Source organism: Cupriavidus laharis (genome assembly GCF_914271435.1).
GTDB lineage: Bacteria > Pseudomonadota > Gammaproteobacteria > Burkholderiales > Burkholderiaceae > Cupriavidus > Cupriavidus laharis.
The window spans coordinates 382032-398286 of sequence record NZ_CAJZAI010000003.1 but is presented as its reverse complement, the minus strand read 5'-3'; the positions used below and the strand labels follow the sequence as shown (position 1 = coordinate 398286).

Here is a 16255-nt window from a genome sequence, read left to right as displayed (position 1 = left end):
GGAGTTTTCATGGATATCAAGCGATTCGGCGTAGAAGGCGGCACCGGCCAGGGCGGCCAGCACATGCCCTTTGCCCGCGCGGTAGCGGCCGACGGCTGGCTCCACGTTTCCGGCCAGGTACCGATGGTCAACGGCGAACTGATCGATGGCGGCATCGTGGCGCAGACGCACCAGGCCATCAGGAACGTGCTCGCCATCCTGGCCGAAGCGGGCTATGGCCCCGAGCACGTGGTGCGCTGCGGCGTCTGGCTGGACGACGCGCGCGACTTCGCCGCGTTCAACAAGATCTTCAAGGAATACTTTGGCGCCAACCCGCCTGCGCGTGCCTGCGTCCAGTCCAGCATGGTGGTGGACTGCAAGGTCGAGGTGGACTGCATTGCCTACAAGAAGCCGGTGGCCTGAGCCGGTCGCCTGCGTCTGAATGTGTTCTCCCCTCTCCCATGAAATGGGAGAGGAGCCGGGGGAGACGGCCAGCGTCTCGACGAAGTGACGCGCCACGGTGCTTGCCAAGCGCCCGCCCTCTCCCCCAACCCCTCTCCCGCAAGCGGGAGAGGGGAAGAAAAAACAAGCCCAAACCCCTGCCGCCACCCGCGGCATTTTTTCCACACAAAGGAGACAACATGGGTGCCGTCACCGGAACCACACTGTTGCTGTACGCGCTGATCGCCGTGATCGCCCTGGTCATACTGATCGCGCGCTTCAAGCTCAATCCCTTCATCACCCTCGTCATCGTCTCGGTCCTGCTCGGCTTTGCCGTTGGCATGCCGATGGGCGACATCATCAAGTCCTTCGAAGCCGGCGTCGGCGGCACGCTGGGCCATATCGCGCTGGTCATCGGCCTTGGCACCATGCTCGGCAAGATGATGGCCGAATCCGGCGGCGCCGAGCGCATCGCGCTGACGCTGATCGACTTCTTCGGCGAGAAGAACGTGCACTGGGCGATGGTCACCATCGCCTTCATCGTCGGCCTGCCGGTCTTCTTTGAAGTCGGCTTCGTGCTGCTGATCCCGATCGCGTTCAACGTCGCCAAGCGCACCGGCACGTCGATGGTGCTGGTCGGCATCCCGATGGTGGCGGGCCTGTCCGTCGTGCACGGGCTGATCCCGCCGCACCCGGCCGCGCTGCTGGCCGTCACCGCCTATGGGGCGGACATCGGCAAGACCATCATGTATGCGCTGATCGTCGGCATCCCGACCGCGGCGATTGCCGGTCCGCTGTTCGCAAAGCTGATGGACCGCTACGTCAAGCTGCCCGACATCAACCCGCTGGCCGAGCAGTTCACCGAGGAAGACGCGAGCGTCCAGGCGTCGCATCAGCTGCCGGGCTTCGGCATCACGGTGTTCACGATCCTTCTGCCCGTGCTGCTGATGCTGATCGGCAGCTGGGCCGACCTGTTCACGACGCCCAAGACCTTTGCCAACGACTTCCTCAAGCTGATCGGCAACTCGGTCATGGCGCTGCTGATCGCCGCGCTGGTGAGCTTCTACACCTTCGGCAAGGCACGCGGCTTCGGCCGTGACGCCATCCTGAAGTTCACCAACGAGTGCGTGGCCCCGACCGCGATCATCACGCTGGTGGTCGGCGCCGGCGGCGGCTTTGGCCGCATCCTGCGCGACTCGGGCATCTCGACCTCCATCGTCGACGTTGCCACCAGTGCTCATGTGTCGGTGCTGGTATTGGGCTGGCTGGTAGCGGTGATGATCCGCATCGCCACGGGTTCAGCAACCGTCGCCATGACTACTGCGGCCGGCATCGTCGCGCCGATCGCCGCCAGCGTGCCGGGCACGCGCCCGGAACTGCTGGTGCTGACCACCGGCGCTGGCTCGCTGATCCTGTCGCACGTCAACGACGGCGGCTTCTGGCTGGTCAAGGAGTACTTCAACATGACCGTGACCCAGACCTTCAAAACGTGGTCGGTCTGCGAAACCCTCATCTCGGTGGTGGCGCTGCTGCTGACGCTGGCGCTGGCCACGGTGGTCTGACGCGGCCGGGGCCGCGCCAGCGGCCTCACTCGTCAAAGTCCCATACGCGATGCAGGTCCAGTTCCAGGCGGTACATGGACTGGGCCGCATCGATCACGGCCAGGCTGGCCTGGCGCCGGGTCTCGTCATGCGCCCGCCTGGCGGCCAGCACTTCCGCGATGCCGGCCTCGCCCAGGGCGTAGGCTCTCCTGACCTTGCCATAGGCAGTCTCCTGTTGCGCCGAGGCGGCAAGCATGGCATCCGCCGCTTGCCGGTTTCCCTGCATCAGCTCCCACTGCGAGTCGAACTCTGCCCCCGCTTTCCGCTCGGCCAGGCTATATCGCGCCGCGGCCTGGGCCGCGTCGGCAGCGGCAGCCTGAGCGTTGGCCCGGCGGTAGCTGCCTCCGAGCGGCACAATCAGGTTGACGCCCGCCACACGCTCCGCGCCGCCCCGTTCAATCGAGACAAAGGCCCCGACTGTCGGGTCCGGATAGCGTTCCAGGCCAACGCGATGTGCCAATTGCTGTACCCGCTCGCCCTCTGCCTGCGCCAGGCGCAACTCATGGCTACCCTGGATGTAGGCTTGCCGCAGCCCGGCGCGATCTCCTTCGATCGCTGCCGGCAGGCGCTGGGGCAAGCCATCCGGCAACAAGACCAGCGGGAACCGGGCGCGCATCGCCGCTACCGCACTGCGCTCGCCGGCCTGCGCCGCGACAGCGGCCGCGCGGCTGCGCTCCATGTCGGAAGCCGCCAGTTGCAGGTCCAGCACGGCGGCGTCGCCATGCCGCACGCGAGACTGCACGATGCGCACGAGATCCGTGGCCTGCTCCAGCGCGCCCGACTGGGCCTGGTACTCCGTGCGCGCACGAAGCGCGCCGAACCACAGGCCCAGCAGCTCCCGCGACAGTTCGTGGCGGGCGTCCTGCAGCCCGATGTCCGCGCTGTGGATGGTCGCGTCGGCAAGGGCCGCATCCGCGTCTGTCTTGCCCCATAAGCGCAGCGAGCGCTCGATGCCGACCTGCCCCTCGGCAAAGTTGTCGGACGGATCGCGCACGCGGCGATACTGCGGCGTGAGCCGCAGCTGGGTTTCCGCCGGCCCGCTACGGATTGCCTCCGCCCGTGCGTACTGGCCGCCCTGTGCCGCCTGCGCGGCAGTATTGCTCGGGTGCCCGAGGATGGACTCCCGCGCCACTTGTTCAGGCGGAAGCCAGTCCTGTGCCCGCGCGGCGCCGGACGCCACCAAAAGCCCCGCCAGGGCGGCCAGCAAGCCTACCTTGGTCATCCGGTTCATACCGCCTCCCCCTGGTCAATGGCCGATGCACGTGGCAGGCCGAAACGCTCGAACAGCATGGGCAGCAGCAACAGCGTCAGCGCCGTGGACGTCACCAGCCCGCCGCAGACCACGACGGCCAGTGGCCGCTGGATTTCGGAACCGGGACCGGTCGCGAACAGCAGCGGGATCATGCCAAGCGCCGTAATCGCCGCGGTCATCAGCACCGGGCGCAGCCGCCGTCCTGCGCCGTCGCGCACTACCCTGTCCATCGGCTCTCCGGCGTGCAGCAACGCATTGAAATGCGAGACCAGCACGACCCCGTTCAGCACCGCAATGCCCAGCAGCGCGATGAACCCTACCGAGGCCGGCACTGACAGGTAGTCGCCCGACAGCTTCAGCGCGGCAATGCCGCCCACCAGTGCAAACGGCACATTCGCAAACACGAGGGCCGCCTGCCGCGCGGAGCGGAACGTCAGCACAAGCAGCCCGAAGATGGCAGCCAGGGCGACGGGGATCACCAGCGCAAGGCGTGCGGCCGCGCGCTGCTGGTTCTCGAACTGGCCGCCCCACACCACGCGCAGATTCCTGTCCATGCCTGGCAGCGCGGCGACGGCAGCCTGGGCCTCTTGCACGAAGCCTGTCAGGTCGCGTCCGGTCACATTGACCTGGATGACGGCGAAACGGCTGCCGTCTTCATGGTCGATGCGCACCGGCCCGCCGCTCTGTCGGATCTGCGCCAGGCTCGCCAGCGGCCAGACCGTGCCGTCCGCGGCACGCACCGGCAATGCGCCAAGCGCCTGCGGCGCCTCGCGCACGGCATCGCTGCCACGCAGGATCAGCGGCGTGCGCACGGTGCCTTCCGGCACCACGCCCAGCGTCTCGCCCTCGATCTGGCTGCGTAGTGCCTGCTGCAGGGCCTCAGCGCTCAGGCCCGCCTGGCCCGCCGCCAGCCGGTTCACGCGCAACGAGAGGTATTCCATGCCTTCGTTGCGCGGCGCGATGACCTCGGCAGCCCCGTCAATGCGGCGTACCCGTGCGGCAATAGCCTGCGCGGCATCGTTCAGTCTTGCCATGTCGTTGCCGAAGATCTTGATGGCGACATCGCCCCGCGCACCAGTCAGCATTTCCGAAACCCGCATCTCGATCGGCTGGGTAAAGCTGTACACAACACCGGGAAACTGCTCCATGCGCTGCCGGATGCTCCGTGCGATGTCTTCCTTGGTGCCCCGCCATTCCGAACTGGGGCGCAGCACCAGGAAGGTGTCGGTCTCGTTGAAGCCCATCGGGTCCAGGCCAAGGTCGTCGGACCCGGAGCGGGCGACCACGGCGCGGATTTCCGGCACGTTGGCCAGCAGGTCCTGCTGCACGCGCGTATCCAGCGAAACCGATGCCGGCAGCGACACCGACGGCACCTTCTGCAATTGCACGATCATGTCGCCCTCGTCCATGGTGGGCATGAAGGTCTTGCCGGTCAGCAGATAGAGCGCTGCCGCCAGCGCGAGCGAGAGGCCCGCCGCCGCAAAGGCGGCGCGCTGGTGCGCGAAGCACCAGGCCTGCATCCGCGTGAAGATGGCGTGCAGCCGCCGCACCAGCCATGGTTCCTCATGCTTGCCCGGGCGCATCAGCAGCTGGCACAGGGCGGGCACCACGGTGAAGGCCACCACTGCCGACGCGGCCAGCGCCAGCACGATGGTCAGCGCCACCGGCGAGAACAGCTTGCCTTCCAGCCCCTGCAGCGACAGCAGCGGCAGGAAGACGATGGCGATGATGGCCACCCCCGACAGCACCGGCGCCGACACGGCGCGTACGGCTTCGTAGATCGCCCGCCGCCGCGCCGAGGCATCGGCCGCAGGCAGCTCGGCCAGCCGGCTCTCCGCATTCTCGACCACCACCACGGCCGCGTCGACCAGCATGCCGATCGCCACCGCCAGGCCACCCAGGCTCATCAGGTTGGCGCTCAGCCCGATCTGCCGCATCAGCACGAAAGTGGCCAGCATGGTCAGCGGCAGGGTGAGCGCCACCACCACCGCAGGCCGTATGCCGCCCAGGAACACATAGAGGGTGATGACCACCAGCACGCCGGCTTCCGCCAGCGCCCGCAACACCGTTCCGGCCGCCCGGCTCACGAGGTCGCCACGGTTGTAGAAGACGCGGACCGACATGCCCTGGGGCAGTTGCGGCCGCAGCTCGTCCAGCCGCGCGGACACGGCCGCCACCACGTCACGCGCGTTGGCGCCGCGCAGCCCCAGCACCAGGCCCTCCACGGTTTCCCCGCGGCCGTCATAGGACACCGCGCCGTAGCGCGTGGCGCTGCCCATGCGTACCGTGGCAACATCCGCCACCGTCACCACAGGGCCCTGCCCGTCCTTCGGGCCGGCTACCACCACCTGCCCGATGTCCTGCGTGCCGGTGACGCCGGCCTCCACGCGAACCACCAGCGCCTCTTCGCCGCTGACGAGCCGGCCAGCGCCGTCATTGCGCGTATTGGACTGCAAGGCGTCGCGCAGCTCGGAGAGCGTTACGCTGCGCGCTGCGAGCCGGGCCGGGTCCGGTATGACTTCATAGCTGCGGATCTCGCCGCCCAGCGCATTCACATCCGCCACGCCGGCAATGGTGCGCAAGGCCGGGCGAATCACCCAGTCGAGCACCCGCCGCCGCTCCGCCAGCGAATAGCCCTCGCCCTCCACGACGAACATGAACATCTCGCCGAGGGGCGTGGTGATCGGCGCCAGCCCGCCGACCGCAGTCTGCGGGAGGTCCCGCATGACACCCGACAGGCGTTCGTTGACCTGCTGGCGCGCCCAATAGACATCGGTACCGTCTTCAAAATCGATGGTGATATCGGCAATGCCGTACTTGGCCGTCGAACGCACGATCCGCTTGCTGGGAATACCCAGCATCTCAAGCTCGACCGGCGTGACAACCCGCTGCTCCACTTCTTCGGGCGTCATGCCCGGAACCTTCAGGATGATCTTGACCTGCGTCGGCGAGATATCGGGAAATGCATCGATCGGCAGGTGCAGGTAGGCCAGCACCCCGGCGACTGCAACCGCGCCTGCGGCAGCCAGCACGGCCAGCCGGTGGCGCAGCGAGAAATCGATCAGTCGGGACAGCATCATTCCCCCCCGAGCAGTGCGCCCTTGAGCGCCGCGACGCCAGCCGTCACCACGCGCTCTCCCTGCTGGAACGCACCCTGGACCACCACGCTGTCATCGTCGCCAGCCAGGCGGGTCACCGGCAGCAGCATCACCGCACCCTTGCGCGCCACGAACACGGCTGGCTTGTTGCGCCACTGGAATACCGCGCGTGCCGGCACGCGCCAGGCGGCCGGCACCGGGCCCGCCGCGCCGCCGGCCTCGACCTGCACCGGCACCTGCGCGCCCATCTGCAAGGTCCCGGCCGTATCCAGGCCGATGCGCAGCCGCAGCACACCGGTCCCGTCCATCGAAGGCGCCATGCCCAGCACCATGCCATGGGCCCCATATGCGGGCACGCGTGCCTTGTCTCCAATACGGAAGGCGGGCGCCGGCGCGGGGACCGCTGCCTCCAGTTCCATCCGGTCCGACTGGGCGATCCGCACCAGCACCTCCCCGGCGGCGAAGCGCTGGCCGGCCACGGCGGCAATTGCCACCACCGTGCCGCCGGCAGGCGCCACCATCACCGGTGCCCCGCCGCCCTGCGCGGCGCGGATTCCCGCGCTGGCCAGCGCGCTCGCCCGCGCACTGGCTGCTGCCCGCGCCTCACGCGCACGCGCCTCGGCCGCGCGCAGACGGGCGGCGGGAATGATGCCTTCATCGTAGAGAGCGGTATCGCGCCGCAACGCGTCGGCTGCCACGGAAGCCTGCGAACCGGCCTCGGCCAGCGCCCGCTGCGCCTCGAAGTACTCGGCGCTCTCGAAGCGCACGAGCGGCTCGCCGGCACGTACCCTGGCCCCGAGCGTGACAAGGATCTTCGAGGCAACGCCCGGGTAGGCGGCCGCCACCACGGATTGCGTGCCATACGCGGGCACCACCCGGGCTGTCACCCCGACTGGAAGCGCCGAGACGGGTTGCACCGCGCCATAGCCGACGCCCAGAGCGCTGGCCTGCTGCGTGGAAAGCGGTATGGACAATGGCGCGGCCTGGGCTACCGGCGCAGACGCGGGGGCCGTGGCCGGCAATGGAAGCGCGCCAGCCTGGGAAGACGCGGCCGGGCGTGAAGCCGCATAGGCTGCGGGTGCGGCGCAAGCGGCGCCAGTGCCAAGCACGAGCACCGCCGACACGCAGCGTGTTGCGGAAAGGAAAATCATGATCATCTCCGTGAATCCGGGACAGGCGCCGCCGGCGCCGATAGCCAGCGGCGAGAGAGCGAACGGAATTCAGGAGTGCAGCGGTGGCGCCAGGGCCGGTGGAGGACTATTGGGTGGCCGCCATCGTGGGGCCGTCAGGGAAACGCCGGCGGGAACGCTTGGCACCACGGCCACCGGCAACGGCCGCCAGCCCGCAGCCACGGCAAGCACCGCAATGAGCGCCCATTGCCCATTATCAAAATCGCGTTCTTTTGGCTGGGATGCAGGAACCCCGCGCTCGACGTCGATCTCCGGAGCATCGCTGGCTGTCAACGATGATTCGGCATCCGTGGCGTGTGCAGTGGAATGAGAATTGAATGCGTATGCCGGCTGCAGGTGAATGTGCCACCCATGGACTTGCGAGGTTCCGAGATGGGCATGCAACAAGGGGGTAAACGCCTGCAGCACGATCATCGCTGCTGCCAGCGACACCCTGGCGAGGAGACTGAACCAGGCTGCGATCACGCCTGCCATTGTAAGGGCGCGGCAACGCGGGTTCAACGGCTGTGGCACGGGCAGGCTACGCGTCGCGCGAGGACTAGGACCAATTCCTCATTGCGGCCTATCGTGCGCTTTCCTACACTGCCTGCGGCGTCATCACCCAAGAAAACAATACCGGAGACAATCCCATGAGCTTCGCCCTCTGGCTTCGCGCCATCGCCGCCGGCTGCATGCTGGCGGCCCTGTCGCAACCCGCGCTTGCTGCCGAGCCCGTCAAAATTGGCCTGATCGCCCCCTTCTCCGGCAGCTTTGCCGACTACGGCAAGCAGATGGAAGCTGGGGTGAAAGCCTACCAGTCGCTCCATGGCGACACCGTGGCGGGCCGCAAGGTGCAGGTCATCATGAAGGACACCACGGGCCCGGTGCCGGATGTGGCCAAGCGCCTCGCGCAGGAGCTGGTGGTGCGCGACAAGGTCGACATCCTGGCCGGCTTCGGCCTGACGCCGGAAGCCCTTGCCGTCGCGCCTGTCGCCGAGCAGGCGAAGAAGCCGATGGTGATCTTCAACGCCGCGTCGTCGATCATCACCACCAAGTCGAACTACATCGCGCGCGTGTCGATGACGCTGCCGCAGATATCGGCCCCCATGGCCACCTGGGCGGTGAAGAACAATGTGCGCAAGGTGGTCACGCTGGTGGCCGACTACGCGCCCGGCATCGATGCCGAGACCGCCTTCAAGACCAACTTCATCGGTGGCGGCGGGCAGGTCATCGAGTCCATCCGCGTGCCGCTGCGCAACCCGGAGTTCGCGCCGTTCATCCAGCGCATCAAGGACGCAAGACCGGAGGCCGTCTTCCTGTTCCTGCCCGCCGGCGAACAGGGGGTGGCTTTCATGAAGGGCTTCCGCGAGCGCGGACTGGCCGAGGCCGGCATCCGCGTGATTGCCACCGGCGACCTGACCGATGACCACGTGCTGCCCGCCATGGGCGATTCGACGCTGGGCGTGATCACCTCGTTCCACTATTCGATGGCGCACGACTCGCGCGAGAACAAGACCTTCCTGAGCGCCTATTCGGCTGCGAATCCCGGCGCAGGCCGCCCGAATTTCATGACCGTCGCGGCCTATGACGGCATGGCTGCCATCTATGAAGCGCTGAAGAAGACCAATGGCGCCACGGATGGCGACAAGATCCTGGGCGCCCTCAAGGGCATGAAGATCATGAGCCCGCGCGGACCGATCATGATCGATCCGGCTACGCGGGACGTGGTGCAGACGGTCTACATCCGCAAGGTCGAGAAGAGGGGCAGCGAGCTGTACAACATCGAGTTCGATAAGTTTGCCGACGTGAAGGATTCAGGCAAATAAGGCCCTCGCCGCCCCGCCCCTGCGGGTTCCCGCGGCTCAGGGCACCCACCAGTAGCGCGTGAGATGGAAGAACACCGGGGCGGCGAACACCACCGAGTCCAGGCGGTCCAGCATGCCGCCATGGCCCTCGATCATGTGGCCCCAGTCCTTGATGCCGCGATCGCGCTTGATTGCCGACATCACCAGGCCGCCCAGGAACCCCATCAGGGCGATGACCAGCGCGATCGCACCGGCCTTCAAGGGGGAACCGTAAGGCGTGATCCACCACAGCGATGCCCCGAGTGCCGTCGCGCTGGCCACGCCGCCGACAAAGCCTTCGACCGTCTTGGACGGCGACAGCAACGGCGCGATCTTGCGCTTGCCAAGCAGCTTTCCCCACACATACTGGAGCACGTCGCTGCCCTGCACCACGGTGACCAGGAAAGCGATCAGCTGCAGGTTGCGATCCTCGTAGCCCGGAATCGGCAGCGTCAGCAGCGCCGGCACGTGCGAGATGCAGAACACGCAGACCATCACCGCCCACTGCACGCCGGCGCACCGCTCCAGGAAGCGCGTGGTCTCCGAAGACAGCGCCGACAGGATCGGCAGGATCAGGAACGCATACACCGGGATGAAGATCGAGAACAGCCCATACCAGCCGATGCAGACCAGGAGGTACTGGCATGGCAGGAAAACGAAGAACGCGGCCACGATGGCGCGATGGTCGCTGCGCCGGGTCGTGGTGATCGTGATGAATTCGCGCAGCGCGTAGAACGACAGCAGGTAGAACAGCACGATGATCGCCGTGCGCCCCATGGCGAAGGCAATGCCGAGGATGGCGACCATCCACCACCATGCCGAGACCCGCGCGGCCAGGTTGTCGATCACCACGTGGGGAGCGCCCCCGGCCACGCGCCAGCGCAGCAGCGCGGTCACCAGCGAGGCAAGCAGCAACACGCACAGCACGCCGCCAAACAGCACGCGGGTGTCATGGATCAGTTGAACACTTGACATGGTTTCACTCCAGCGCCGGCGCCAGCGCGAGCAGTTGCTGGCGGCAGCGGGCCAGGAAGGATTCTTTCGGCTCTTCGGACTGCAACCGCAGCGGCGTGCCAAAGGTCACGGTACAGAGCAGCGGCACCGGAATCACCTCGCCCTTCGGCATCACGCGGTTGAGATTGTCGATCCACACCGGCATGAACTCGATGTCCGGGCATGCCCGCGCGAGATGGAACACGCCGCTCTTGAACGGCAGCAGCCGCTCATCGGTGGTATTGCGCGTGCCTTCCGGGAAGATGATCAGCGAAGCACCCCCACGCAGCGCCTGCTCCATCTGCGCCACAGGGTCCGGCGTCGTGCCGTCGCGGCCGCCAGTACGGTCGATCAGCAGCGCACGGAAAACTTCACGCCCGATAAAGCGCCGCAACGGCGAGGCTTCCCAGTAGTCCGAGCCCGCCACTGGCCGCGTCGCGGCACGCAGGTCCGGCGGCAGGCAGCCCCAGATCAGCACGAAGTCACCATGGCTGCTGTGGTTGGCAAAGTAGACGCGCTGCATGGCCGCAGGCAGCCGTTCCAGCGCGCCTGCATGCCGGTCAGCATCTGCGCAAACAGGATGATGGCGCGCGCCACCAGTCGTGAAGCCAGCTCATGTGGAAATCATCTCAATAGCAGCAAAAGAAGCGCGAGCAGCAACTGCACCGCCGCGAGTGAGCCGGCGAACTTCAGGAAGCGCAGCGTCGCGCGCGAGCGCTCGGCCAGCGAGCGGCCAGAGCGTCCCGGTGCCTGCCAGCCGAGCGTGGACAGGGCATGATCGAGCGCGCCCAGGTCCGCGGCATCTCCCGAAACCGCCAGCGCCTCGAACAGGCGACGGTCGAGTTCGACACGGACCACCAGCCACAGCTGCGCCGCACCCACAACCGCAGCCACGAGCCCAAGAATCAGGTAGACCAGGGCCGCAGGCGCGAACAGCCCTGCAAGCAGCAGATTGGCCATTGCCAGGACAAGGCCGGCGCCGTTGAGCCGGGCGGCTGCGTGCATGGCGCCTGCGGTGATGCGCGCCATCCAGGCATCGCTGGCAGGTTCAGGACGGGAATCGGCTTCAGTCAGCATGGGAGGTTCCTTGCGGATCGGATGCCAGCGGGCCGGCGGCGGTTTGCAGGTAACGCGCCAACGCCGCCACGCTTTGCGGGCCAAGCACCACATTGGGACGGCTTTGCCATAGCAGGGCCAGCACCTGCTGCGGATCGCGCAAGCGCGTATTCGCGCCCAGCCAGGCGGCCGCGACCAGCGCACTGCGCGAATAGCCCAGCGCGCAACTGACCAGCACCGTACGCCCTTCCTGCCGCCAGCAGGCGCTTCACATGGATCACCAGGCCGGCGCGGATGGACCAAAGGGCGAACGAGATACCGTAGAGGAGATCAATCGACCAGTACGGCACGATGGACCACGGCACGAACGGAATGGCGCGCTCCCAGCCGAAGTGGAAATACGGCACGTTGGCACGCTGGCTGGCCAGCCAGTTGGCCAGGCCGCGCGACGCGCCCGGAATGCTCATGCCCGCGATGGAACAGAAGCACCGCTCCCCGGCACTGTCCGCTCGCAGCCGGCCAGTGCCGGTAGAACAGTTCCTGCCCGTCATGGGTGGCAAATCGCGATTCGATCGGAGTACGTTTCACGCGGTGCGCCTCCACAGGCTAGAAAGTCGACTGGCGGGCCTGGCTCTCGCGAGCCTCCTGCACGCCGCGGCGTACGCGGTTGACGATGGTCGCCACGGACAGCAGCGAAAGCACGATCCAGAACCAGTGCCCGTACGCCCCCATGCCCAGCCCGCAGCCCACCCAGAACCCGAGCGCCCCGAGGACCAGCGCGCGGTCGCTCTTGCCCAGCGGGCCGTCATAGCGCCGGCTGGCACCCGCCAGCGGCCCGATCAGCCCCGCGCACTCGGCCACCACGGCCAGGATGGCGAACAGGATGACCTCGCCGCCCGATGACGGCATGACCCACGCGAACGGGATGGTCAGCGCCAGGTCCGAAACGATGTCGCCGAGCTCGTTCAGGTACGCGCCCAGCACGCTTTGCTGGCCGTGTTCGCGCGCGAGCATGCCGTCGATCGCGTTCAGCGCCATCCGCACGAACAGCCACAACGGCATCAGCAGGAACACGGCGGGCACCCAGGCAAGGCCGCCTGTCAGCGCGCCGACGACAAGCGAACCGGCCGCAGCCGCCAGGGTGACCTGGTTGGCCGTCACGCCCGATGCGGCAAGCCGTTCCACGGTAGGGCGCAGCAACGCCTGGAACTTCGGTTTGATCTGGTAAAGCGTCATGGTCAGTCTCGGGGTCGAAACATGCTGCCGCGTCACGGACTTGCAGGGGCGCTGTACGTGAACTCGCCGGCACAGACTGCGGAGCATAGCGGGAGTTCGGGCTTCCGCAAACCATCGTGACTGCCTCGATACATTTGCGCCCGCAACCACCGCGCCCGGGCTTCACGGGCGGAATGTGGCTACCCTACGCCCATCAACTGGTCCAGGCGCGCCTTGTCCGCCAGCAGGCCGGCACTGTCCGACGCGTGCACCACCCTGCCCCGGTCGAGCACCATCGCGCGCCGCGTCATGGCCAGCGCCAGCCGCGCGTGCTGCTCGACCACGATTACCGCCATCCCGTCCTGCCCGATCAGCCTGCCGATCACGCATTGCAATTCCTGCACGATGATCGGGGCCAGGCCCTCCATGGGCTCGTCGAGCAACAGCAAGACGGGATTGAGCATCAGCGCGCGCGCAATGGCCAGCATCTGCTGTTCGCCGCCCGACAGCTGGTTGCCCAGGTTGCGCCGGCGCTCCTGCAGGCGGGGGAACAGTTCGTAGATGCGTGCAAGCGTCCAGTGCCCCGGCCGGGACACCGCTCTCAGGTTCTCCTCCACCGTCAGCGACGGAAACACCCATCGCTCCTGCGGCACCCAGCCGATGCCGGCCTGGGCGCGCTGGTGAGGCGGCAGCCGCGCCAGGTCGCTCCCGTGCCAGCGCAGCGTGCCGCGCCGCAGGCGCGTGAAGCCCATCAGCGTAGCGAGCAGCGTGGTCTTGCCCACGCCATTGCGGCCCAGCAGCGCCAGGCTGTCCCCCGTTTCCAGCGCCAGGTCGATGCCGTCGATGACCACGGCGTCGCCATAGCCCGCGCTCAGCCCTTCCACACGCAGCAGCTCAGCCATGTGCGGCCTCCCCGAGGTAGACCTCCTTCACGCGCGGATCGGCGGCGATCTCCGCCGGCGTGCCTTCGGTCAGCACCTTGCCGCCCACCAGCACCGTGATGCGCTCGGCAAAGCGGAACACCAGGTCCATGTCGTGCTCGATGAACACGATCGTCATGTCACGCGGCAGCGCGGCAATAACCTCGAACAGTTCCGCGCTTTCCGTCGACGGGATGCCCGCCGCGGGTTCGTCCAGCAGCAGGATCGATGGCCGCGTGGCCAGCGCCAGCGCGATCTCCAGCAGCCGCTGCTTGCCGTAGGGCAGCCGGCGCGTCTCTACCTCGGCCTCACCATCGAGCCGCAGGCTGGCCAGCACCGCCATGGCTTCTTTCACCAGCGCGCGTTGCGACGCCACGGTACGCGACCAGATGCGCGCTGCCCCGGTGCGCTCTGCCACGGCCAGCACCACCGATTCGAGCACCGTCAGCCCAGGGAACAGCGTGTTGATCTGGAAGGTCCGTGCCATGCCGAGGCGCACGCGCGCATGCTGCGGCAGCCTGGTGATTTCCTGGCCGCCCAGCCAGATGTGCCCGGAGGTGGGCGCCAGGGCGCCGGTCAGCAGGTTGATGAAGGTGGTCTTGCCCGCGCCATTCGGGCCGATCAGTGCGTGGCGCGCGCCGGGCGCGAAGGTGAGCGAGATGTCGCTGTTGGCCACGAACGCGCCCCAGTGGCGCGACAGGCCTTCGGTACGCAACAGGCCTGTCATTTCGCACCGCCTTCGGGCTGCTGCCCCGTGCGCGCGGCCAGCCTGACACGGGCCATATCGACGGCGCCCATGACGCCTCCCTTCGCGAACAGCACCATCACCACCAGCAACAGGCCGATCCAGAACTGCCAGTACACCGGGTTGATGCCCGCCAGCACATCCTGGGCAATCATGAACAGCGCCGCGCCGGCCAGGGCGCCATACAGCCGCCCGGCACCGCCGAGCACCAGCATGACCAGCAGCTCGGCCGAACGCGGGAAGCCCAGCACATCCATGCCGACGAACTGCGTGGTCTGGGCCAGCAGTGCCCCGGCTATGCCGGCAATCGCGGCCGACAGCGCGAAGACCGTGCGCAGCCGGCGCGGCACGTCCGTACCTAGCGCCGGCATGCGCCGCCCCCCTTCGCGTATGCCGCGCAGCGACAGGCCGAACGGCGACTGCGTCAGCCGCCGCAGCAGCAGGAACAGCACGAACGTCACCGCCAGGCTGTACAGGTAGGCGGTCTTGCCGAACAGGTCGAACTCGAACATGCCAAGCAGGCGGTCCATGGCCACGCCGGACAGGCCATCCACGCCACCGGTGAGGAACGCGGCCTTGTTGGCCGCCTCGAACAGCATCAGGCCGATGCCCAGTGTCACCATCAGGCGCGTGAGATCCCCGCCGCGCACGACCAGAAAACTGCACAGCCAGCCGGCCACGCCCGCCATCGCCGCGGCAGCCATCAGGCCGCTGAGCGGCTCGCCCCAGCCGTGCGCCGCCAGCAGCCCCGCGGTATAAGCACCCAGGCCGAAGAACGCGGCGTGCCCCAGCGAGACGATGCCCGCATACCCAAGGATCAGGTCCAGCGACAACGCAAAGAGCCCGGTAATCAGGATCTGGCTGCCGAGGATGAGGTAGTCCGGCAAGGCAAGGAAAGCAACCACCGGCAGCAGCCAGAACACGAACTCGGCCGGATGCCAGCGCCCGTCCGGCAGCTTGCGCCGGGCGGGCGCTGGCGCGCTGGCCGCCTTGTCGGACGATGCGGCGGGCCGCAGCGAACGCATCAGCATCTTCATGCGCGCCTCCCGTACAGACCGGCTGGAAACAGGACCAGCAGCAGCACCATCATCGCGTAGATGACGAAGGCGCCGACGGCTGGCACATAGTATTTGCCGGCCACGTCCGCGACACCGAGCACCAGCGCCGCGAGCAGCGAACCCCGGATCGAGCCCGCGCCGCCCACCGCGACCACCAGCAGGAAATACACCATGTACTTGAGCGGAAATGCCGGATCCAGGCCCAGGACGTCCACGCCCAGTCCGCCCCCCAGGCCTGCCAGCCCGGACCCCAGCGCGAATGTCAGGCTGAACACGCGCCCCACGTTGATGCCGAGCCCGCGCGCGGCCTGCTGGTTGTCCACGGCGGCCCGCACCTGCGCGCCGAAACGCGTGCGCGCCACCAGCCAGCCAAGCACCGCGGTGATGGCCACCACCACGCCGATCAGGAACAGCCGGTAGACGCCCAGCTCCAGCCCGCCCACATGCACCTGCCCGCGCAGCGCCCCGGGCAGTTCCACGGGCTGCTGGCCCGGGCCGAACAGGTAGTTTGCTCCGGCCATCGCCATGAATGTCAGGCCGATGGAAAACAGCACCTGGTCGAGATGGCTCGCCTGATAAAGCCTGCGGTACAGCGTGCGTTCCAGAACCCAGCCCACTGCCGCCGCCCCTGCGAACGCAACGGGCAGCGCCAGCAGGAATGGCACGCCCGAACGGTTCATGAGCACCACGGCGACATAGCCTCCCAGCATTGCGAAGGCGCCATGCGCGAGATTGACGAAGTTCATGAGGCCCATGGTCACGGATAGCCCGACGCTGATCAGGAACAGCAGGCTGCCGTACGCCAGGCCGTCAAACAGCACACCCAGAAGACTTGTCATGGTGATCGGTGCATTCGGTGGAACCAAGTTGCGTTGAGGAAAGGG

Annotated in this window: 15 protein-coding genes and 2 pseudogenes; 3 read left to right on the top strand and 14 right to left on the bottom strand. The window is 67.6% G+C overall.

Translation table 11 applies throughout. The annotated features are described in order from the left end of the window. Positions 1-9 precede the first annotated feature (9 nt). Together LDO29_RS09085 and LDO29_RS09080 are read left to right on the top strand one after the other, a co-directional pair. Positions 10-402 carry a RidA family protein gene (locus LDO29_RS09085; RefSeq protein WP_224079455.1) on the top strand — a complete coding sequence of 131 codons (393 nt, stop codon included), beginning with the start codon at positions 10-12 and terminating at the stop codon, positions 400-402. A gap of 218 nt (positions 403-620) precedes the next feature. After that, the gene (locus LDO29_RS09080; protein WP_224079454.1) at positions 621-1982 is read left to right on the top strand and encodes a GntP family permease; all 1362 of its coding nucleotides are present in this window, start codon (positions 621-623) and stop codon (positions 1980-1982) included. 25 nt (positions 1983-2007) lie between these two features. Here LDO29_RS09080 and LDO29_RS09075 read toward each other — a convergent pair whose 3' ends face one another. From LDO29_RS09075 to LDO29_RS09060, 4 genes are all read right to left on the bottom strand, one after another. Next, positions 2008-3252, bottom strand: coding sequence for a TolC family protein (locus tag LDO29_RS09075; protein ID WP_224079453.1), 1245 nt, complete (start codon positions 3250-3252; stop codon positions 2008-2010). Beyond that, the gene (locus tag LDO29_RS09070) at positions 3249-6350 is read right to left on the bottom strand and encodes an efflux RND transporter permease subunit (RefSeq protein WP_224079612.1); all 3102 of its coding nucleotides are present in this window, start codon (positions 6348-6350) and stop codon (positions 3249-3251) included. The genes LDO29_RS09075 and LDO29_RS09070 overlap by 4 nt, the downstream gene beginning before the upstream one ends. Beyond that, positions 6350-7522 carry an efflux RND transporter periplasmic adaptor subunit gene (locus LDO29_RS09065; RefSeq protein ID WP_224079452.1) on the bottom strand — a complete coding sequence of 391 codons (1173 nt, stop codon included), beginning with the start codon at positions 7520-7522 and terminating at the stop codon, positions 6350-6352. Before LDO29_RS09065 ends, LDO29_RS09070 begins: the two co-directional genes overlap by 1 nt. A gap of 69 nt (positions 7523-7591) precedes the next feature. After that, positions 7592-8035 carry a hypothetical protein gene (locus tag LDO29_RS09060; RefSeq protein ID WP_224079451.1) on the bottom strand — a complete coding sequence of 148 codons (444 nt, stop codon included), beginning with the start codon at positions 8033-8035 and terminating at the stop codon, positions 7592-7594. Positions 8036-8232: 197 nt separating this feature from the next. Between LDO29_RS09060 and LDO29_RS09055 the strand changes: the two genes are divergently transcribed. Continuing rightward, on the top strand, positions 8233-9366 hold the full coding sequence (locus LDO29_RS09055; RefSeq protein WP_396022649.1) for an ABC transporter substrate-binding protein: 1134 nt from the start codon (positions 8233-8235) through the stop codon (positions 9364-9366). A 36-nt stretch (positions 9367-9402) separates the two neighbouring features. Here the strand turns inward: LDO29_RS09055 and LDO29_RS09050 are convergent, their stop codons facing one another. The 10 genes and pseudogenes from LDO29_RS09050 to LDO29_RS09005 all read right to left on the bottom strand — a co-directional run bounded on the left by LDO29_RS09050 (position 9403) and on the right by LDO29_RS09005 (position 16210). Next, positions 9403-10359 (bottom strand): phosphatidate cytidylyltransferase, encoded by a 957-nt coding sequence (locus tag LDO29_RS09050; protein ID WP_224079449.1) that lies wholly within the window; start codon positions 10357-10359, stop codon positions 9403-9405. A gap of 4 nt (positions 10360-10363) precedes the next feature. Further along, a pseudogene (locus LDO29_RS09045) lies at positions 10364-10944 on the bottom strand (lysophospholipid acyltransferase family protein). Positions 10945-11001: 57 nt separating this feature from the next. Beyond that, the gene (locus LDO29_RS09040; protein WP_224079448.1) at positions 11002-11454 is read right to left on the bottom strand and encodes a hypothetical protein; all 453 of its coding nucleotides are present in this window, start codon (positions 11452-11454) and stop codon (positions 11002-11004) included. Then, positions 11444-11671: a protein-tyrosine phosphatase family protein gene (locus LDO29_RS09035; protein WP_224079624.1), complete on the bottom strand. Its 228-nt coding sequence runs from the start codon at positions 11669-11671 to the stop codon at positions 11444-11446. The genes LDO29_RS09040 and LDO29_RS09035 overlap by 11 nt, the downstream gene beginning before the upstream one ends. 19 nt (positions 11672-11690) lie before the next feature. After that, positions 11691-11948: pseudogene (locus tag LDO29_RS09030) on the bottom strand (hypothetical protein); the annotation flags it as partial. A gap of 91 nt (positions 11949-12039) precedes the next feature. Next, positions 12040-12669 carry a CDP-alcohol phosphatidyltransferase family protein gene (locus LDO29_RS09025; RefSeq protein ID WP_224079447.1) on the bottom strand — a complete coding sequence of 210 codons (630 nt, stop codon included), beginning with the start codon at positions 12667-12669 and terminating at the stop codon, positions 12040-12042. A gap of 179 nt (positions 12670-12848) precedes the next feature. Continuing rightward, on the bottom strand, positions 12849-13550 hold the full coding sequence (locus LDO29_RS09020) for an ABC transporter ATP-binding protein (protein WP_224079446.1): 702 nt from the start codon (positions 13548-13550) through the stop codon (positions 12849-12851). Then, positions 13543-14295, bottom strand: a complete 753-nt coding sequence (locus LDO29_RS09015) for an ABC transporter ATP-binding protein (RefSeq protein ID WP_224079445.1) — start codon at positions 14293-14295, stop codon at positions 13543-13545. Before LDO29_RS09015 ends, LDO29_RS09020 begins: the two co-directional genes overlap by 8 nt. Continuing rightward, positions 14292-15350 (bottom strand): branched-chain amino acid ABC transporter permease, encoded by a 1059-nt coding sequence (locus LDO29_RS09010; protein ID WP_224079444.1) that lies wholly within the window; start codon positions 15348-15350, stop codon positions 14292-14294. Before LDO29_RS09010 ends, LDO29_RS09015 begins: the two co-directional genes overlap by 4 nt. Next, the gene (locus LDO29_RS09005; RefSeq protein WP_224079443.1) at positions 15347-16210 is read right to left on the bottom strand and encodes a branched-chain amino acid ABC transporter permease; all 864 of its coding nucleotides are present in this window, start codon (positions 16208-16210) and stop codon (positions 15347-15349) included. The genes LDO29_RS09010 and LDO29_RS09005 overlap by 4 nt, the downstream gene beginning before the upstream one ends. Positions 16211-16255 lie beyond the last annotated feature (45 nt).